The sequence below is a fragment of the Staphylococcus gallinarum genome (assembly GCF_000875895.1).
In the GTDB taxonomy this organism is placed as follows: domain Bacteria; phylum Bacillota; class Bacilli; order Staphylococcales; family Staphylococcaceae; genus Staphylococcus; species Staphylococcus gallinarum.
On the sequence record NZ_JXCF01000256.1, the window covers coordinates 172,581 to 192,868 of the forward strand.

General features: G+C 33.2%; 16 protein-coding genes and 1 riboswitch. Of the genes, 4 read left to right on the plus strand and 12 right to left on the minus strand.

Annotation, left to right across the window (positions count from 1 at the left end; all coding sequences use genetic code 11):
• The first annotated feature begins 202 nt into the window (after positions 1-202).
• The 3 genes from SH09_RS15120 to SH09_RS15130 all read left to right on the plus strand — a co-directional run bounded on the left by SH09_RS15120 (position 203) and on the right by SH09_RS15130 (position 3,652).
• On the plus strand, positions 203-1,507 hold the full coding sequence (locus SH09_RS15120; protein WP_042740418.1) for a homocysteine synthase: 1,305 nt from the start codon (positions 203-205) through the stop codon (positions 1,505-1,507).
• Positions 1,508-2,428: 921 nt separating this feature from the next.
• Entirely contained in the window at positions 2,429-3,181 is a 753-nt protein-coding gene (locus SH09_RS15125) for a threonine/serine exporter family protein (RefSeq protein WP_042740419.1), read from the plus strand.
• Positions 3,182-3,193: 12 nt separating this feature from the next.
• On the plus strand, positions 3,194-3,652 hold the full coding sequence (locus SH09_RS15130; RefSeq protein ID WP_042740420.1) for a threonine/serine exporter family protein: 459 nt from the start codon (positions 3,194-3,196) through the stop codon (positions 3,650-3,652).
• Positions 3,653-3,744: 92 nt separating this feature from the next.
• On the opposite strand, the gene SH09_RS15135 is transcribed toward SH09_RS15130, so the two are convergent.
• The 6 genes from SH09_RS15135 to SH09_RS15160 form a co-directional block, all read right to left on the minus strand.
• Complete coding sequence (locus SH09_RS15135; RefSeq protein WP_042740421.1) at positions 3,745-4,635, minus strand: ROK family protein; 891 nt, start codon at positions 4,633-4,635, stop codon at positions 3,745-3,747.
• Between the two features lie 51 nt (positions 4,636-4,686).
• A complete protein-coding gene (gene manA, locus SH09_RS15140) occupies positions 4,687-5,622 on the minus strand; it encodes a mannose-6-phosphate isomerase, class I (RefSeq protein ID WP_042740422.1) in 936 nt (311 codons plus the stop codon).
• A gap of 15 nt (positions 5,623-5,637) precedes the next feature.
• Positions 5,638-7,620, minus strand: a complete 1,983-nt coding sequence (locus SH09_RS15145; protein ID WP_042740423.1) for a fructose-specific PTS transporter subunit EIIC — start codon at positions 7,618-7,620, stop codon at positions 5,638-5,640.
• Between the two features lie 83 nt (positions 7,621-7,703).
• Positions 7,704-9,569, minus strand: coding sequence for a BglG family transcription antiterminator (locus SH09_RS15150; protein ID WP_042740424.1), 1,866 nt, complete (start codon positions 9,567-9,569; stop codon positions 7,704-7,706).
• A 198-nt stretch (positions 9,570-9,767) separates the two neighbouring features.
• Positions 9,768-10,586, minus strand: a complete 819-nt coding sequence (locus SH09_RS15155; RefSeq protein WP_042740425.1) for a MetQ/NlpA family ABC transporter substrate-binding protein — start codon at positions 10,584-10,586, stop codon at positions 9,768-9,770.
• A 64-nt stretch (positions 10,587-10,650) separates the two neighbouring features.
• Positions 10,651-10,755: riboswitch (SAM riboswitch) on the minus strand.
• 166 nt (positions 10,756-10,921) lie between these two features.
• On the minus strand, positions 10,922-11,680 hold the full coding sequence (locus tag SH09_RS15160; protein ID WP_042740426.1) for a CPBP family intramembrane glutamic endopeptidase: 759 nt from the start codon (positions 11,678-11,680) through the stop codon (positions 10,922-10,924).
• Between the two features lie 167 nt (positions 11,681-11,847).
• Between SH09_RS15160 and panE the strand changes: the two genes are divergently transcribed.
• Positions 11,848-12,765: a 2-dehydropantoate 2-reductase gene (gene panE / locus SH09_RS15165; protein ID WP_042740427.1), complete on the plus strand. Its 918-nt coding sequence runs from the start codon at positions 11,848-11,850 to the stop codon at positions 12,763-12,765.
• A 215-nt stretch (positions 12,766-12,980) separates the two neighbouring features.
• On the opposite strand, the gene galU is transcribed toward panE, so the two are convergent.
• The 6 genes from galU to SH09_RS15195 all read right to left on the minus strand — a co-directional run bounded on the left by galU (position 12,981) and on the right by SH09_RS15195 (position 20,288).
• Positions 12,981-13,844, minus strand: a complete 864-nt coding sequence (gene galU / locus SH09_RS15170; protein ID WP_042740428.1) for a UTP--glucose-1-phosphate uridylyltransferase GalU — start codon at positions 13,842-13,844, stop codon at positions 12,981-12,983.
• 112 nt (positions 13,845-13,956) lie between these two features.
• On the minus strand, positions 13,957-15,495 hold the full coding sequence (locus SH09_RS15175; protein WP_042740429.1) for a glycosyltransferase: 1,539 nt from the start codon (positions 15,493-15,495) through the stop codon (positions 13,957-13,959).
• 726 nt (positions 15,496-16,221) lie between these two features.
• Positions 16,222-17,577 (minus strand): PTS ascorbate transporter subunit IIC, encoded by a 1,356-nt coding sequence (locus SH09_RS15180; RefSeq protein WP_042740430.1) that lies wholly within the window; start codon positions 17,575-17,577, stop codon positions 16,222-16,224.
• Between the two features lie 19 nt (positions 17,578-17,596).
• Positions 17,597-17,881, minus strand: coding sequence for a PTS sugar transporter subunit IIB (locus SH09_RS15185; RefSeq protein ID WP_042740431.1), 285 nt, complete (start codon positions 17,879-17,881; stop codon positions 17,597-17,599).
• Between the two features lie 5 nt (positions 17,882-17,886).
• A complete protein-coding gene (locus SH09_RS15190) occupies positions 17,887-18,321 on the minus strand; it encodes a PTS sugar transporter subunit IIA (protein WP_042740432.1) in 435 nt (144 codons plus the stop codon).
• Positions 18,322-18,344: 23 nt separating this feature from the next.
• On the minus strand, positions 18,345-20,288 hold the full coding sequence (locus SH09_RS15195; RefSeq protein ID WP_042740433.1) for a BglG family transcription antiterminator: 1,944 nt from the start codon (positions 20,286-20,288) through the stop codon (positions 18,345-18,347).

A 20,288-nucleotide genomic window follows, 5' to 3' on the forward strand; every position in this document is an offset into this window, starting at 1 on the left:
CCTTATTAATCCATACCCTACCATACAGATAAGGATTATATATAAAAAATGAGCCTTTTGCAACTCATTTATATTATAAAGTTACTGATATTAGTCAATGAAGAATCCATACTTAATTAGTCAGAAAAACTTGTATTCTAATAGTGATTCTAGTATAGTTCTAATTATCAGAAAATTCTAATAAATAGGAGGAGTACAACATATGACAAATAATCAATGGCATTTAGACACTTTATCAATTCATGGTGGACAAGAGGTAGATGATTTCTCAAAATCAAGAGCGGTCCCTATTTACCAAACATCAAGTTATGTCTTTGACAGCACCACGCATGCCCAAAATTTATTTTCATTAGCTGAACCTGGAAATATTTACACACGTATCATGAACCCAACTCAAAATGTATTCGAAGAACGTATCACTGCTTTAGAAGGAGGAATCGGGGCACTAGCAACATCTTCTGGACAAGCCGCAATACATTTAGCACTTTTAAATATTGTTGAATCTGGAGATGAAATCGTAGCATCGTCCAATTTATATGGTGGTACATATAATTTGCTTAATGTGACATTTAAAAAATTAGGTATTAAAGTTCACTTTGTAGACCCTAGTGACCCAAATAACTTTAAAACAGCTATTAACAATAAGACTAAAGCAGTTTATGCGGAGACCATTGGTAATCCTAGGATTGATGTATTAGATATTGAAGCTGTAGCTGACATTGCACACGCACATGAGGTTCCATTAATTGTTGATAATACTTTCCCAACACCATATTTATTACGCCCGTTTGAATTTGGTGCAGATATTATAGTTCATTCTGCAACTAAGTTTATTGGAGGACATGGTACATCAATTGGAGGTATTATTGTCGATAGTGGTAAATTCAATTGGAATAATGGCAAGTTCCCTGGTTTAGTTGAACCTGACGAAAGTTATCATGGCATTTCTTACGTTAATGACGTAGGTGAAGCCGCATATATTACAAAGGCAAGAGTACAATTATTACGTGATTTAGGTTCTGCTGTATCTCCATTTAATGTTCACGAATTCTTAATCGGATTAGAAACCTTACACTTAAGACTCGAACGCCACTCAGAAAATGCCTTACGTGTTGCCCAGTATCTAGAGCAACATCCAAGTGTTACTTGGGTAAATTATCCTGGTTTAGAAAGTAATAAGTACTATGAATTAGGACAGAAATATCTACCAAAAGGGCAAGGCGCAATCTTAACCTTTGGCATCGATGGTAGTGTTGATGATATTGCTAACTTTGTTGAAAATCTTCACCTATTCTCTCATTTAGCAAATGTCGGTGATTCAAAATCATTAGTAATACATCCAGCAAGTACAACACATTTACAATTATCACCAGAAGATCAACAAGCGTCTGGTGTTGTTCCAGAACTCGTTCGACTATCTATAGGAACTGAAAATATTAACGATATCATTGCAGATTTAGATCAAAGTCTATCGAAATCAGTAAACACAAACAAATCTTCTGAGTAATTCGAACAACAAAAGTCATATTGTATAACATAAATCACTGTCATGATAAATGTTACATTATTGCTATATGTTGAATCATATTGTACTCATTATATATAAGACACCTCGTTAATTTAGTAGCATTTATTAAATAATACGAAGTGTCTTATTTTTTTATGCGCTTTTATATACAATCACATATGACTATGGTGTATTTTAGCGAGACTCCTGAGGGAACAGGACGAGCTGAAGACTACAGGCTGAAGCTGTCCCCTAGGAAAGCGAGCTAACAATACGAAATATGAATAAAAGAAAACAAATGAAAGATTATGCACTTAATGATTTATATACCATCACTTACATGACAAATTTAATTTGAAGATTTAAATATATCCTAATGTAAATATCAAAAATGAATACAACGTATTTTAGCGAGACTCCTGTGGGAACAGGACGTGCTGAAGACTACAGGCTGAAGCTGTCCCCTAGGAAAGCGAGCTAACAATACGAAATATGAATATAAAACAACACTCAGATAAATCGGTTTCAAAAATCTGAGTGCTTTTTTCTAGTGTTATGTCTAGACGCGTTGTTTTTAATTTATGGATTACAAAATCACTTATTACTCATGTAGGACGCTTCTATGTGCCCTATAATACGCCACTCGCTATCCTCACAGACGTCATTCATGCATTAACAAGGTCAGATTGTATAACAATACATTGAACATAAAGTTCAAAAGTGTTCGCTATGAGTGACTCTCATTTAGTAGATTATTACACACAACAATAAACATGGCAGTCTCCCCGCACACAACCGACAGTCTCACCTCTTGCTGAGTTACTCATCCTATTCACTATTATTTTTAAATTTCCTTTTGAATTTCACATATAATATTGGGATAATAACGATAATCATTCAAAAACAAAGGAGGGACAAATCATGGATAGCACAAAAGATAAATTAACCATACAAGCTATCTTACTCGCTGGAAAAATTTTATTATCTTCAGGTGCTGAAGTTTCACGTGTAGAAGATACAATGAGACGTATGGCCATATGTATGGGTTACTATCACAGTCAAGGTTATGTCATAAATGTATTTATTAATTTCTCACTAAGTGAGGAACACGACACACGTATCTTACGTATAGACAAAAACATAACAAACTTATTAAAAATTTATCAAGTAAACTCAATTTCTCGTCAACTTACAAGTAATCACATTTCAATAGAAGAAGCCTATCAGCAATTAAGTAATATTGAGCATAGTACAGTATCTATCTCACTGTGGAAGAAAGTCGTCGCAGCAGGCATCATTTCTTTGTGTTTTTTATATTTACAAGGTGGAACATGGCCTGAAATGCTCACTACATTAATTGCAGGTGCTACAGGCTTTTGCATTGTAGAATTTATGCAAAGCAAATCCTTAACAATGTTTATACCAGAATTTGTGGGATCATTTGTCTTAGGCGCTATCATTATCTTAGGTTCTCATATCTTCCACATCGAGAACACCTTTGGTCCTGCAATGATTGCATCAGTGATGCCCATTGTGCCTGGTGTATTGATTACTACTGCTATCCAAGATTTATTCGCTCGTCACATGTTAATGTTTACTGCAAAATTCTTGGAAGCACTTGTCATTGCATTTGCTATCGGTTCAGGTATTGCTATTGCATATGTAACATTTTAAGGAGGACTAAAGATGACAATCATTTTCACGTTTATCTGTAGCTTTTGTGCATCATATTTTTTCAATGTGATATACGACGCACCTAAAAAGTTATTTATTCCTGCTGGTTTCGCAGGTGCGATGGGTTACATGGTGTATTTTGTATTAACGGAAAGCTTTCATATGGATAGTATTTATACAAGTTTACTGGGGAGTTTAACATTGGGGCTACTTAGTCATATTATGAGTCGTATATTTAAAGCACCAGTTGTTATTTTTATGATTCCAGGTATTATTCCCCTTGTTCCAGGTAGTATTGCATTTAGAGCAACACAACAACTTGTAACCTTACAGTTTACCGACGCAACAAATACATTTATACGCGCAATTCTTGTAGCAGGTGCGATTGCCTTAGGTCTTCTTATTTCTGACCAATTGTCTAAAACACTAAACATCCGTAAACTATGGGCAATAAAACGTAATAGATTATAAAAAAACACCACACGCATTTACTATCATAAACTCAAAGGTCTAACCTCTGGTTTTATTAATATAGCAAGTGTTGTGTGGTGTCTTTGATATCATTAATTAATGAAATATAAACCTGTCAGTACATTTGCTTCAAGATGGCTAATGTCAATTTGAATCGTACTATTTTGTATTAAATGGTGTTGACTTACATAATTCGTTATTGCTTCCTTATATGGCAATGCACTTTGCGTTACGCCACCACCTAGAACTATATGGTAAATGTTAAAGACGCTAAATATGTTAATACATAGTTGTTGTGTTAATTTAATCACTTCTTCAACCATAGTATGAATTGTTTCGTCTTCATGCTCGAGATACATCGTTATAGCTTCTCTAGTAGTCACTGGTCGATTTAAAAGGTCACTCGCCTTTCGACTAATGGCTAATCCAGATATTTCATTTTCTACACATCCATACTGGTGACAAACCGGACATTGGTAATCACTATCATTTTTAATTACAGTATGACCAATTTCACCAAAGTTGCCATCTACACCTGAAACTAACTGTCCATTTTTGACATATGCCATACCAACCCCAGTACTAATCGTTAAATAAACAAAATCAGATGTAGTTGATTTAATATATCGATACTCCGCTAACGCAGCAGCATCTGTATCATTAACAAAGCTCGGCTTAAATTGACTGTGTTGCTCAATATATTGCCCTGCATTAAATTGATTGTATTGTTGTAAGTTTGGCGGATTTAAGAACAATCCCTGTGTATAGTCACATGGACCAGGCATAGCAATATTCAATATATTGCTATCTACCTCTTTGTATTCTGTTACAAAATGATTCGCTAGTTTAATTATTTCAGTAAATTGTTGCTTCGGATCTTCCTTTATCGTTTCAAATTTTTTACTAGCAATGATATCAAGTTGTTCATTAACTACCCCAACAATAGTCTTCGTACCTCCGATATCAACGCATAATTTTAACATAATCATTCCACCTCACTCATGTTGATAACCATTTCAAATCTGATAGATGACTTAAACATAACTGATAATTGCAGTCAACTCACCTTCTATAACGACATTCGTATCCTCTACGGTCAATATTAAATGATCACCTTTTACTAATTCATGGACCTCTCCATCTATTTCAATTGTTCCACGACCTTCTACAATTGATATAAGTTCATAATCACGTGATAAGTCGTAGTTTAATTTGCCTGAAATTTCCCAACGCGCAACTGTAAAAAATGTATTGGAGACAAATTGTGTATATTTCTGACCTTGTATATTTTTTGATATTGGTGTGCTATTTGGTGAGTTGTCATTTAATTGAATGACTGCTTTACTTTGTTCAAGATGTAACGCTCTTTGATTTCCATCTTTATCTGTTCGATCATAATCATAAATTCTATAAGTCGTATCTGAAGATTGTTGTGTTTCTAATATTTGGATACCTTCACCTATAGCATGTACAGTCCCAGCAGGTACATAATAAAAATCACCGGGCTGAACTTTAACACGTTTAAAAAGTTGGTCAAACGCTCTATTGTCAATCATTTCATTTAATTCATTAGAATCCGTTGTATTTACTCCATAAATAATCTCAGCGTCCGCTTTAGCATCAAGAATATACCAACATTCTGTCTTGCCATATTCCCCTTCATGCTTCAATGCATAATCGTCATTAGGATGTACTTGTACAGATAATTTATCATTCGCATCTAATATTTTGGTTAACAATGGAAAAGTATGTGCTTTGGGATTTCCAAATAATGCTTTGTCTTCTATCCATACTTGATCTAATGTTTTTCCTTGATGTCTACCATTCTTAATCTTATTTGGTCCATTTGGATGTGCCGAAATGCCCCAACATTCCCCTGTAATATCACTAGGGATATCATAATTAAACGCCTTTAATCCTGTACCTCCCCAAATACGTTCCTTGAACTCTGGTTCTAAAAATAACACCATCACTGCATACCTCCATTAAATTGCTTTCAGTATATTATATATTTCGTCTTTACTTTGTGCATTGATAAGCTGCATTCTAATATCATCGTTCATCAATGTTCTTGAAAGTCTTTGTAATAATTTTAAATGAACATCATTACTTTGACTTGGTACAACAATTAAAAATATAATCTTCGGTAATGAACCATCAAGACTTTCCCATTCTACACCAGCCTTATTATTTAATACTGCTACAATCGGTTGCTTCACTACGCTAGATTTAGCATGTGGAATAGCAACATTCATTCCAATTGCTGTAGTGGATTCTGCTTCACGTGCCATTACCGCTTCTTTTAATATTGACTTATTGCTAATATAATCATGATCCGCTAACTGGTCAATTAATTGATTAATCACCGTGTCACGTGTCATTGTTTCATCACTTAATTCAATCACACGTTTGTCAAAAACACGCTCAGAATTATCATCATCTGCTTGCTCATGTGTTATCTTATTTTCTTGCGATAGTTGTTCTTGGTTCGTCGTCATACTTTCATCACTCACCGCTTGATTTTCACTGATTACACCTGTATCCATTGGACTTGAATGAACTGCAACAGCTGGCGCCGTTCGTTTCATCAACAATACAACAATCATCGTGACAATACTACCTACAATCACCGCAATAAAGAACCATAATATCTGGTCAATACCACCTAATACTGCTACAATCGGTCCGCCATGTGCTACTCTATCACCAACACCACCGATAGCAGCTATTACTGCTGCAATCATAGAACCAATCATATTTGCTGGTATAATTCTTAATGGATCTTGCGCAGCAAATGGTATTGCTCCTTCAGTTATACCAAACAATCCCATTGTAAACGATGCTTTACCCATTTCAACTTCTCCATGATTAAATTTACGCTTATTGATAAATGTAGCAAGACCTAAACCAATCGGCGGCGTACATACTGCCACTGCGACCATACCCATTACTGTATAATTACCCTCTGCAATTAGTGCTGAGCCAAACAAAAATGCCACTTTATTGATTGGTCCTCCCATATCAAAGGCAATCATTGCTCCTATGATAAGGGCTAAAATAATAATATTAGTACCTTGCATCCCTTTTAACCAAGATGTTAGCCCTTCAAATATACTTGAAATTGGTGCACCAATAACAAAGATAAATATTAACCCTACAATGAGTGACGAAATAATTGGAATAATAATAATCGGCATTATCGGGGCCATTGCTTTAGGTGTCTTTATATTCTTAATCCACTTCGCAATATAACCAGCTAAGAAACCTGCCACAATACCACCTAAGAAACCCGCACCTGCATCACTACCATAGAAACTACCGTCAGCTGCAATAGCACCGCCAATCATACCAGGAACCAACCCAGGTTTGTCGGCTATACTCACTGCAATATAACCCGCTAATATTGGAACCATAAACTTAAATGACAGACTACCTATATTTTCTACAGATTTCCATATAGAATCTTCTGGAATGACTAGTCCTTCTGCAGAAGGTTTGCCACCAATGGTTAATGCAATAGCCATCAATAAACCACCTACTACAATAAAGGGAACCATAAATGACACACCATTCATCAAATGTTGATAAATGACTTGTAGTCCCTTTTTATTTTCGGATTGTGTTCTTTGATTCGCATCAGCATCATACTGTTCATGATGAATACTTGCTTCTTTTTTTATGATTCTCTGAATTAATTGTTCAGGATTGTGTATTCCTTCCCTTACACTTTCATTAACTAAGTACTTCCCATCGAATCTAGTAAGGTCAACTTGGCGATCTGCAGCAATGATAATACCATCCGCTTCTTTAATTTCCTCAGTAGTTAATTTATTTTCTGTCCCTACACCACCTTGCGTCTCTACTTTTATTTCTACTCCCATACGTTCTGCCGCTTGTTCTAATTTCTCTTGAGCCATATATGTGTGCGCTATCCCATTTGGGCACGAAGTTATAGCTAAAATTTTCATAATTTCATCTGCCTCCTTATCCACTCCATTGTAACCGCATACATTTATCGCAAAAAAATAATAATTGCCGTTGTTAGTGGCAATTATTCTCTAATTAAAGTCATGATTTTTTTCTGAAGCACCTGCTCATCTAACAATAAATATTGATCAACATCATTTTCTGTTAAATCTGCAATATTGTGTATAATTTTCTTCATTATCGGTATATCAGCCTCAGTAATGGCTAAGAAAAACACCAATTTGACTTTATTTTGTTTCCATAACAAGCCCTGTTCATGTTTAAACACTATAACATGTGATTTCAATACTTCTTTAGGGTTGCCATGAGGCATACTAATAGCATTTCCAATAAATGTAGAAGCAAATTTTTCTCTTTCTAATGCACTTGGTATATAACTTTCGGTAATTGCATGATTATTATTTAATATACTTTGTGCCTTATCGAAAACAACAGCCATATCAGTAACCTCATCATCGCCTCCTACCACATCTACTTGAACTGATGATAAATCTGCTTGATTAATTACGTTATTATTGATTTGGTTAATAATTACCTTCACTTTCTCAGCATCCTCATTTGAAAATAAAGGTGAAACTGTTACTTGAGAAAGTCGCTTTGGTAAATGATTACCTTCTATCTCATGCGTTGTAACTAATACATCGATGCCTTCAAAGTGATAATCATAAACTGAATCCAGCTGTACGGTATCTATCACTTCGATACGTTCGTCAAGCTTTAAAATTTTAGCTTCTAGTAAACTGGAAATACCTAAACCATAATAACAAGCTATCACTATTTTAATTTTTTCTTGTTCGTTTCTTTCAACTGATGATTGAAAATGTAATGCTAAAAAGGCAATTTCATCTTCTACTAAATGAATATCGGCATCAACTTCTAACTCTTTCACAATGTCATATAACGCATCAAAGATAAATGGATAGTTTTTTTTTATATCTTGAGTCAAAGGATTATTGATATATACATTTTTAATTATTCTGTGATATGTCCTACTAAAATGTGAAAATATATTGTCTCTCAATACACTATCTTGGGTAAAACCTACACCAATATTTTGCTCCATTTGAACAATGAGCCGTTCAATATAACTTTTGACGAATAATTGTTCAAATCCAAGATCATGTTGTTCAAAATAATCACTAATAAAGAAAGAAAAAAGTTTTGTTGTCTCTCTATTCAAATCATATCCTAGTCTATTATTAATTTCTGTAATACATTGATTAGCAATTTCAAATGACTTTGGTTTTATATCCCATGCTTTATAACTAATATTTTGTCTTTTATAAATAATGATTAAATGAATAATTAACTGTTTGAGCTGTATTTGTGTTGCTTGAATATGGTTATATATCAAGACACGCTTAATAATTTGTGTTATTTGTTCTAAATGCACTTTAGGAATATCGGCTAATATTATATCTTCAATCGATTTATTTTTAGATGTGAGTTGACTCAAGTGTAAAATAGCATTTCTAATATTCATCTCATTTCCTTTAATACATACACCTTTATTTCTAACACTTTCAACTAGAACATCAAATGACTGACACCAATTAGCAAATCTTTGTAAATAATCTAAAAATTCATTTTTAGTTATCTTTAGGTCAGCAATCAGACGTTCCGTCGTCGTAGGATCGTGTTGCATTAACAACCGATAACCTAAATTCATTAATATTTCACTATCCTTATTGGCATAGTCATTGATATAATGTTCAATCGTTTCAATATGATACTGCTCTAAATTCAATCTAAAGCCACGACCCTTTACACTAGTGATTACTGGATCGCTAAACAATGTATTGATATACTTTATATCCGATCGCACAGTTCTATTAGAGACACTTAATATAGCTGCAATATCATCTGCACTTTTGTAATTTTCAGATTCCTGTATAAACAGACGCATGATTTTAATATGTCGTTCTATCATATATACACCTCATTTCATCAAGGCTTTTGTTTATATTGTAGTTAATATCAGCAATTATATTGTAGGTCTATTTGACATTAAGAGCAAGTTACAATAAAACATTATTTTATATAATAAAAAAGCACTACTTATAATTTTTACAAGTAGTACCTTTTTACAATACGCATATACTCAAATCAAAATATGATTTTTAAATAGTTATTTTTCATAAGGTATGACATCTTGTCCATATTTCTTTTTAATAAATGACTTCATATCTTTGGATTGTAATACCTTTAATAATTCTTGATACTTTTTATCACCTTTATGCCCTTTTTGAACTGCTATTATATTTGCAAAAGGTGATGATTTCCCTTCAACTGCAATCGCATCTTTATGTGGTGTCAGTCCATTATCAATTGCATAATTCGAATTCATAATAACCGCTGCGCCTTCTTTACTCTTGTATGTCTTAGGTAAAAATTCAGCACCTTGTTTATTATTAAACTTAAGTTGTTTTTTATTCTCAACTATATCATCAAACTTAGCATCCTCGATTTTGACACCTTTTTTAATTTTAATTAATCCTTTATCAACAAAGAATGATAAGAATCGACCTTCTTCTGCAGGATTATTCGATACATAAATTGTAGATCCTTTTGGAATATCTTTAATATTTTTATACTTTTGACTATAAACACCCATTGGCGTAGTGAATACCTTACCTACTTCTTCTATATTATAATTATGATCTTTTCTTTCTGCTTTAAGATAAGGTACATGTTGGAAAAAGTTTGCATCTACATCACCTTTATCTAATAATTTATTCGGTACTTTATAATCATTTACTGTTTTTATTTTTAAATCGTAGCCCTTTTTTGCCATTGCTTTTTTTGCGTGTTCTAATACCTCTCCGTGCGGTGCAGGTGATGCGGCGATAGTTATTTTTTTATTTGCTGCATCACTATTTGATTTGCCACAAGCAGCTAAAACACCAATTAAACTCAATAACAGAATTGCATATGTAAATTTTTTCATGTCATCTCTCCTTATTATTCATATAAAAAATGCCTTCTCTAAATAAAGAGAAGGCATTCTGCTTCTCTCATCTTCGAAAGTTAAATACTTTCTGTGAATTAGCACCATTTCGTATTACGACGGTTGCTGGGTTTCATCGGGCACATCCCTCCACCACTCTTGATAAGAGTTATAAATATGTATTTGAATTTATTTAATCCTAGCATTTTGGTCATGTTTAGTCAATCTAATTTTTAGAATTTTCTGTATGCTTCAATTTCATATGCTTTATATTAACTTTTTGTTCCATGTGAAACAGCTTAATCCTATAGCTTTATAGCATGTTTCTATACTGTTCATACCATAAATACCATAGCACAATATGCAATTAAATTATTTAACGCATGTAACGCTATCGCAACAGACAACTTTCGACCTGACTTTAAATAAACATACGCGAGACCGATAGCAATAATTAAATACATCACAATTTCTAAAGGTGATTTCGCTTCTGTGACATGTAGTGAAGCAAAGATGATAACTGAAATGATAGACATCAACGTAAAGCTGAATTTCTTACCAAGTTCACCAATTAACAAATGCCTAAATAAAAATTCTTCATTAATTGGCGCAATAATCACAATAGAAAAAAATGCTAAAAACGTTGAAAATGGCGTAGCAAACATTTGCTCAATTAATTTATCATTTTCTGTTTCGTCAAATTTCCAAGACTCCGGAGCAAATAAATCTACCAATTCAGGATAAATTGCCTTTAGAATGAATAACACAATAAACGTGAGTATAATTAATTTCCAATACCGTTTCATATGTTTAATGCCTTGTGTCAAACGGTCCTTAAAGGATCGTCTATAAAATAGTATCCATGTCCCAAATAAAATAATGAAGGCAATCAAATCTACAATTAACTGTATCATATTCAACATGTGATCATTCATTTGAAAAGCCTTATTTTCAGTTCCTAAATATAAAATAAATACAAAAATCGAACAAATTAAGGACAATGCAAATGTACTAACTAAATAGATAACCGGTAAAATAAAATCTAGCCATTTAATATCTTTCCATTTATATGTATATTTTCCTGATATTTTCATTGTATCCCCCCTTTCACATTTTAAAATAACATAAAAATTAAATTGTATATATAGTTTTTCAAAATGCTTATCGCTTATAGTTATTGATTTATATGCGTAATTTATGGATGATTGTGGTATACAGTTATTACATCCATAATACATATTTATAGGGGAGTTGTGTTTATATGCGAATTCTAGTCCTAGGTGCTGGTGGTATTGGCGGATATTTTGGTGGCCGTTTAGCTGAAAGTGGTCAGGATGTCACTTTTTTAGTTCGTCCAAAACGAAAGTCATACCTAGAAAGAAATGGTTTAGCTATCCATAGTGAAAATGGTGATTTCAACTTCAATCCTAAATTAATTACTCGGGATGATCGTGCCGAAGCTTTCGACGTTGTACTACTCTCATCAAAGTCATATCACTTGGAACACGCTATCGAAGATTTACAACCATTTATACATCATAATACAGTCATTATTCCTCTACTTAATGGCATTGCACACATTCCTACATTGCAATCTGAATTTGGTAAAAGTAATATCATGGGAGGTTATTGCGTAATTGAAACCACGCTTGATACTTCTGGCGAGATTGTTCACACAAGTACATTCGACAAATTATTTTTCGGCGAATTAAATGGCGAGGATAGTCAACGTGCCAAACATATTGCGGAGGCCTTCTCAAATTCCAAGGCTCAATTTATCTTGAGCAACAATATCACACAAGGAATGTGGCACAAATATTTAATGATAACCGTATTATCAGGTGTTACAACATTAATGCATGCACCTATAGGTCCAATAAGAGATAGTGTCGGTGGTACTCAATTTATTGAATCATTATATAATGAAGTAGCCACTATTATGCGTGCAGAAGGCGCACCTTTAGATAACCAAATCGTTCCTAAATACATGAAAGCACTCACCCAATTATCCTATCATTTCAAAACTTCAATGCAGCGTGATATGGAAAAAGGTCTAAATATAGAAGCCGATCATTTACAAGGTCATTTGCTTAAATTAGCTGATCAACATCAAATTCAAGCACCACTATTAACAACAATTTATCAAAATCATAAAGTCTATAAAGAAATGTTGCAATAAATATTGATAAATTGCAGTTCATTATTTTTGCGAAACTTAAATATATACATGATTCCACACAAATCATCGTATTCTTTTACACTTTAAAATATTATAAACAGTCATTAAAAAACGTCAATTTCTGCAGCTCTAGTTAGAAATTGACGTTCTTTTTTTACTAATTACATTGATTGATATGCCACATTACTAGCAGCAATTTACTTTATAAACTCAAATTATAAATCTAATGATTGAATATATGCTTTAACATCTTGAGACATTTCTTCATTGTTTAAAGCAAATTGTATTGTTGTTTTAACAAAACCTAGTTTTTCTCCAACATCGTATCGTTCACCGTTAAAGTCAAATGCATAAACCTTATCATCTTTGTTTAATCGCTCAATCGCATCAGTCAATTGAATTTCGCCACCTGCACCAATTTCTTGTTTCTCTAGATAGTCGAATATTTGTGGTGTTAATACATAACGTCCCATAATTGCTAAGTTTGAAGGAGCTGTTCCTGGTTCTGGTTTTTCTACAAATTTATTCACACTAAATAAACCTTCATTTGATTCAGCAGGATCGACAATACCATATCTATGCGTCTCATTTTCATTGACCTGTTGCACACCGATTATTGATTTTCCTGTATCATCATATTGATTCATTAATTGTTTAATTGCTGGTACTTCTGACTGAACAATATCGTCACCTAGTAATACAGCAAACGGTTCATTCCCGATAAATTGTTTTGCTGACCAAATTGCATGTCCTAAACCTTTTTGTTCCTTTTGTCTTACGTAAAACATATTAGCTAAATTACTAGAATGTTGAACTTCATCTAGTAAGTCTTGCTTTCCTTTTTCTTCTAAAATCATTTCTAATTCCTTTTGATTGTCGAAATGATCTTCGATAGCTCTTTTATGTTTACCTGTAACGATAATAATATCTTCAATACCTGCCGCTACAGCCTCTTCTACTATGTATTGAATCGTTGGTTTATCAAGGATTGGCAACATTTCTTTTGGCATTGCTTTCGTAGCCGGTAAGAATCTTGTCCCTAATCCTGCTGCTGGTATAATCGCTTTTTTAATTTTCATTTTTTCTCTCTCCTCCAAAGTGACAAAAACTATATATTATTTATTCATTTAAGTGCTTATTTCATATAAAATTTTACAATCCTTAAATGGACTGATACTTAAAGTGTTATCACTATTTTATTTTATCAAAAATCTTACTAAATTTAGACTTTTTATGTGCTAATATCTGTAATAAATCCTTATAATTCTCTACAGCTGCTTTATATTTTAATCGCTCATTTGTACGTACATTCGTTAGTGGATATTCAACGATTTGAATCATTTTTTCTGCAAAATCTTCTATATTATTAGGTTCAACCAAGTATCCAGTTTTTCCTTCTTCAATAATTTCTCTAGGTCCATACTTAACATCATATGAAACAACTGGACAGCCTGCATCTATGCTTTCCATAATCGTTAAACCAAATCCTTCATAATTACTTGTTAATAAAGAGGCTCTAGAATTGTTAAATTCAAGTAATGGATTATTAGTAAATTCATTAATTTCAACAAATTCATTTAATTTATATACATCTATCAAATCTTGTATCATTTGTAATTGACCTGCTTCATCTTTGCCAAACATCATTAGTTTGGTAGTATAGCCCCTCTGTCTAAAACGATGATACGCTTTAATAAGATGATCTAATTGCTTTTGGTGGCCAAATCTTCCAATATAGATGAACCGATCTTGAGGTTGGTCTTTGCTATATTTGGGGTTTTTCTGAAGTGTAAAATGAGGTATGACAGCAAATTTTTCATCTTCAATATCATAAACACTTTGAATATCTTGCTTTTGGTGTTCTGTTAATACTAAATATTTCGTTACTTTTTCACTATGCTTTAATGCAAATTTAAATGAACCTTTTACTTCATCATTATTTAAATGTGAGTTATGTAATACTAATACGTTTTTCGTATTGTTTTTTTGGTTTAGCAATGGTCTATCTAAAAGTCTCGCATCGTTAAACACAATATCCCCATCCGTTAAACGTTCTTCAAAATAATATTCAAACAATTGTTTTTCAGTAGAAAATGCTTTATACATTCTGCCTTTTTTATAAAGTTGTATAAGTAATAAGGTTGTTTTATCATCATCCGCAAAAAACTTTTCGCAATATTTGTTGCCATCCCTATCATAAAATTTCTCAGCGATTTTCCCATATCGCTTTGTAGAATAATATGTTTTCTTATGTAATTGACCAAATTCGTTATAATGCCAACGTTCTACTCTTTTCTTACAATAAGGGGTCATAAAATCCTCAAAGTCTAATACATCGCTATCTTGTCTATATTTACGATATAAAACATACGCATCACCATCATAGTAACGAACAATATTATTATTATTTTCATTAGCCTTATGTTTTAAACCTTTGATTTTACGCTTGGTTTTATAATATTTAGCCTTTTTTCTTTCCTTTGAATTAGGTGTATAAAGTAGATTATAATCTGCCAGCCAATCATATACATTCTCTACTTTTATGTTGGCACCTAACTTCCCATTACTTATAAAGCTTTCGATTACTTGATGGTAATCAGCATTATAATTCGTCGTTAAAATCGTATTCGTTGCAGAAAGTTCCTTATTCATTAACTGTATACGACTTAACAATGCTTTCGTACGTCCACCATGTATCGGTGGCAAAGTCGATGTAATTGTATACAACACTATATCCCACTCCCTTGTATCGCTAAATTAAATAACATTTTTATTCTAACACGCTATGCATGATTTTTATAAACTTTTGCACGTTACAATATTATTATTTTAGAAATAACTGTAGTTTATATTATTTTTTCACTTAAATGATACTTTATTTACTATTAATTAAGGAGGATTAAGATATAAATACCGTTTCAAGAAACAATATAATCCCTATGTTCGAGCTATCAAAAATACTTGTGATGTAAATTCACTTTATCAAAACAAAAAAGAGCTATTCCGTAATGTCTTAGCTCTCTTTAATGTATATTCATCATTTTTAGGCATTATTTGGCGAGACTTCTGAGGGAACAGGTCGAGCTGAAGACTACAGGCTGAAGCTGGCCCCTAGGAAAGCGAGCCAATAATACGAAATAGCAAATAAAAATAGCCAGTAATTAAGGAAATATGCATTTGCAAACACAAACAAGACATATTAATTTTCGAGGATGTTAATGTATATTAATATTTTAATGTATATTCATCATTTTTAGGCATTATTTGGCGAGACTCCTGAGGGAACAGGTCGAGCTGAAGACTACAGGCTGAAGCTGGCCCCTAGGAAAGCGAGCCAATAATGCGAAATTGCAAATAAAAATAGCACCCAGATAAATATAATTCAATCATCTGAATGCTACTTTTCTAAGATTAATACCCTTAGTTATTAATTATATTTAGACTTAATTTAGTAGCCTATTTATTGTTTACATGTTGATTAACACGTTTTTGGAATAAGATCGAAATACCTGCTATCAATAAGATTAAAACAATAATGCCAATTAATCCTAGGTATTTTGCTATATTACCAAATATTATACCTACAACAAGGAAATCAGTATCTGAGAATGTAGTCGCAGCACCACCTAAATCGCCTAAGAATGGTAGGAAGATTAATGGTAAGAAGGTAATCAACAGACCATTCAATGCAGCACCTGCAACAGCACCACGTATACCGCCACGTGCATTACCAAACACTCCTGCAGTAGCGCCTAAGAAGAAATGCGCAACTACTCCGGGTAGAATGACTACACCCCCAAAGAGGAATAAGACAAACATACCTAACACACCTACAATAAAGCTGACAAAGAATCCAATTAACACAGCATTTTGTGCGTAAGGGAAGACAATCGGACAATCCAATGCCGGTTTTGTATTTGGTACTAACTTTTCTGAAATACCTTTAAATGCAGGTACAATTTCTGCAAGAATTAAACGCACACCAGTCAAGATAATAAATACACCTGCAGCAAATGTCACACCTTGAATTAATGAAAAAACAATAAAGTTTTGACCATTACTAATTTCACTATGTACATAGTCAGGTGTGGCAAATAGTGACGCTACAACGTATAGAATAATCATTGTTAATGAAATGCTAATAGTACTTTCTCGTAAAAAACTTAATCCCTTTGGAAAATTAATTTCCTCCGTAGATTTCGATTTCCCTTTAAACAATTTACCAATTTGCCCTGCTGCCCAATAACTTATCGTTCCAAAATGCCCTAGAGCAACTTGATCATTGCCTGTTATTTTACGCATTGTTGGTTGTGCCAATGCTGGTAATATGGCCATAATAAGCCCTAGAATTACAGAACCAATAATGACAGTCATTGTGCCTGTAATATGCCCTACAGATAATAATATAGCTAAAAACGCTGCCATATAAAATGTATGATGTCCTGTTAAGAAGATATATTTCAAGTTCGTTACACGCGCTATAATAATATTTACAATCATCCCAAACACCATAATCAGCGCAGCTGTAGTACCATATTTTTCTAGTGCAATAGAAATAATTGCCTCGTTGTTAGGAACAACACCTTGTACACCAAATGCATGTTGAAAGATCTTGCCAAAGGGTTCTAAAGATTGTGTCACTACATTTGCACCAGCGCTCAATACTAAGAATCCTAAAATTGTTTTAATTGTTCCTGAAGTCACATCTGCAGCTGATTTCTTTTGTACAATTAACCCTATTAAAGCAATTAAAGCAACAAGAATTGCAGGTTGACTCAAGACATCCACTATAAAATCAAGTATCGGTTTCATTCAACTACCTCCCAACTTGTTATAAAATATTTAATTCCGTTAACTTATCATTTAATTTTGATTGCAATTCATCTTTGTCCAAAATATTATCTAATACTAGAACATCACCTAAATTTTTTGTGTTTTCTTCTAAATCTCTGCCACATATAAATAAATCTGCCATATCAGGGCTGGCTGTCATCACATCACTATGTTCGACCTTTATATCTTCTGGGGCATTTAATTGTTTCAACGCTTCTTGAGCATTCATTTCAACCATAAAGCTACTCCCTAAACCATGACCACATACAACTAAAATTTTCATTTTCATCATTCTCCTTTAAATATCTGTTTAATTTCTGCTACGTCTGTAGCAGCTAATAATTTATTTACTGTCTCTTTATCACTTAATGTTGAAGCTAAAGTTCTAAGAATTTCTAAATGTCCTTCATTATCTACTGCACTTAATACAAATATGAGACTAGCGAAATGATTATCTTGTGAAAAATTAATATGTTGATTTAATTTCAACAAGCTTAATCCTACTTGCTTTACATCTTCATTTGGCCTTGCGTGTGCAATAGCAATCTCTGGTGCAATTACAATATAAGGTCCAAGTTCCTTTACGCTATTAATCATCGCGTCAATATAACTCTTTTCAAAATAGCCTTGCTGTAACAATGGGTGTGATGCTATATCAATAGCTTGTTCCCAATTATCTACTGCATCTTTTATCTGTATCTTATCTAGCGTTAATATTTCCAAACGCTTTACCCTCCTCTATCATGCTATGATTTACTGACATCTTTTATCCAGTTCATAATTTGACGTTTGTCACCTGAGAACAAATCCTCTCTTCCTCGCGCATCCATTATCAATTCACTCAATTGTCGCAGTGCATTTAAATGTATTTGTGGCTGTTTGGTAGCTAAAGTTACAACTATATGGACAGGATCATATTGACTGTGATTGAACGTAATACCATTGGTGTAATGTACCAAACTAAAGCCTACAGACTGTTTCACATGTTCATGTTTTGCATGTATGAGTGCTATATGTGGGCTAATTACCATATAAGGTCCAAAGTTCTCCAACTGCGTTATGATGTCATCGGCATATCCACCATCGACAATACCGTCCGCTTCTAATAGTGCAACACATTGCTGAATTGCCTTATCACGTGATACTGATTGTTGTTCTGTTAATACTCTAGTCTCAGATAATACCTCTATCAAATTAGGACCAATACGTTTAGTTTCTGCTACATACTGTTCACGTGCCTGATTAATAATCTCATTGAGTTGTTGTCGGTCGCTTTTATTTAAAAAAGGACTCACCTGGACTACAGGTACTGTTGATTGTTCGAAAGGTACTGTCGAGATAATGTAATCTATCTTTTCATGCTTTAACAAAGTATCATTGACTTCATAAATAGAGTAAGCATCAACAATTTCCAATTCAGGATAAATATGGCTCAATCTACTTTTCAATAGTTGGGATGTCCCAACACCCGAACCGCACAACAGTATGACCTTTATCGCCTGACCACTACGTTTACTAATACGTTCAATTGCCGAAGCAAAATGTAAGGTAATATATGATAATTCATCTGCTGTAAATGAAATTTGGAAAAGTTCTTCAATCCCCCAAATGTGACGATGAATACTTTCTATCAATTGTTGATATTCCTTCTGTATCTCATCATTTAAAGGATTAGGGTGACTCATTTCAAATTGCAAGCGGTGTATGGCTGGTCTTAGATGAACAACTAAACCATTTAACAATTTATTATCTGCCATTAAATCAATGCCTAAATCTCCACTCATTCTTTCAATGAGTTGCTCAACCATGATTTCTAAGTCGTCTACCACATTGTTGTCATCATGTATATCTGATGTCTTAGCTCCTAATAAATGCAAAGTTATAAACGCCGCTTCACTCTTAGGGAATGTAATATTAAAGTTAGATTCCAGTTGTGATTGAATTTGTTTCGCCACAATAAATTGACTTGTTTGAGCTAACTTTTGATATTCTGTTGTAGGTATATCAAATACAAAATCTTCTCTAGTGCGATGTATGGCAATTAATATATGATATATCAAACCATCGATAGCACTTTGAACAAGTTGATATTGTGTTTCAAACAATGTCTCAGTTACTGTACGCCGTATAGATTCTAGCTCTTTATTCGAAAACAACTGATGTCCAATGTTATGTGTATGTGTTTGAAAGTATGCATTTACTCTATCTGCATATGCTTTTCTATAATTACTTTCATCACCTTTAATCACAAAGCCTTTATTTTTAACATATTCCAACCTTAAACTTTGTGACTCTACCCAACTCTGTACACGTTTCAAATCTTCCACTATCGTTCTTCGAGATACAGAAACCAATGACGCTAAAGATTGAGAGGATGTAGGTTCAATAGACTCAAATAACTTTAAGATAATATAGAGTACGCGTTCGTCCCTAGAATAATGCATAGCAATACTAGAAAATTGAACTGATTCACTCTTCATATATTCTGAGTGACGCTTAATTTTAATACCTCTATTTTTATTACGTGCAATCTCAAGTGACAATTGCTGCGCCATACTTTCCAGGTATTCTAGATCATACTGAATCGTTCTTTCTGAAACATTAAACTGCATTGCTAAATGATGAATAGTCGCAAAACCTTCTTTTTCCAGTAAGAAAGTTAATATTTGTTGCTGTCTCTTACTTAACAC

Coding starts and splice junctions, on each gene's coding strand:
- SH09_RS15120 (WP_042740418.1), top strand. CDS start 203: ATGACAAATAATCAATGGCATTTAGACACTTTATCAATTCATGGTGGA.
- SH09_RS15125 (WP_042740419.1), top strand. CDS start 2,429: ATGGATAGCACAAAAGATAAATTAACCATACAAGCTATCTTACTCGCT.
- SH09_RS15130 (WP_042740420.1), top strand. CDS start 3,194: ATGACAATCATTTTCACGTTTATCTGTAGCTTTTGTGCATCATATTTT.
- SH09_RS15135 (WP_042740421.1), bottom strand. CDS start 4,635: ATGTTAAAATTATGCGTTGATATCGGAGGTACGAAGACTATTGTTGGG.
- manA (WP_042740422.1), bottom strand. CDS start 5,622: ATGGTGTTATTTTTAGAACCAGAGTTCAAGGAACGTATTTGGGGAGGT.
- SH09_RS15145 (WP_042740423.1), bottom strand. CDS start 7,620: ATGAAAATTTTAGCTATAACTTCGTGCCCAAATGGGATAGCGCACACA.
- SH09_RS15150 (WP_042740424.1), bottom strand. CDS start 9,569: ATGATAGAACGACATATTAAAATCATGCGTCTGTTTATACAGGAATCT.
- SH09_RS15155 (WP_042740425.1), bottom strand. CDS start 10,586: ATGAAAAAATTTACATATGCAATTCTGTTATTGAGTTTAATTGGTGTT.
- SH09_RS15160 (WP_042740426.1), bottom strand. CDS start 11,680: ATGAAAATATCAGGAAAATATACATATAAATGGAAAGATATTAAATGG.
- panE (WP_042740427.1), top strand. CDS start 11,848: ATGCGAATTCTAGTCCTAGGTGCTGGTGGTATTGGCGGATATTTTGGT.
- galU (WP_042740428.1), bottom strand. CDS start 13,844: ATGAAAATTAAAAAAGCGATTATACCAGCAGCAGGATTAGGGACAAGA.
- SH09_RS15180 (WP_042740430.1), bottom strand. CDS start 17,577: ATGAAACCGATACTTGATTTTATAGTGGATGTCTTGAGTCAACCTGCA.
- SH09_RS15185 (WP_042740431.1), bottom strand. CDS start 17,881: ATGAAAATTTTAGTTGTATGTGGTCATGGTTTAGGGAGTAGCTTTATG.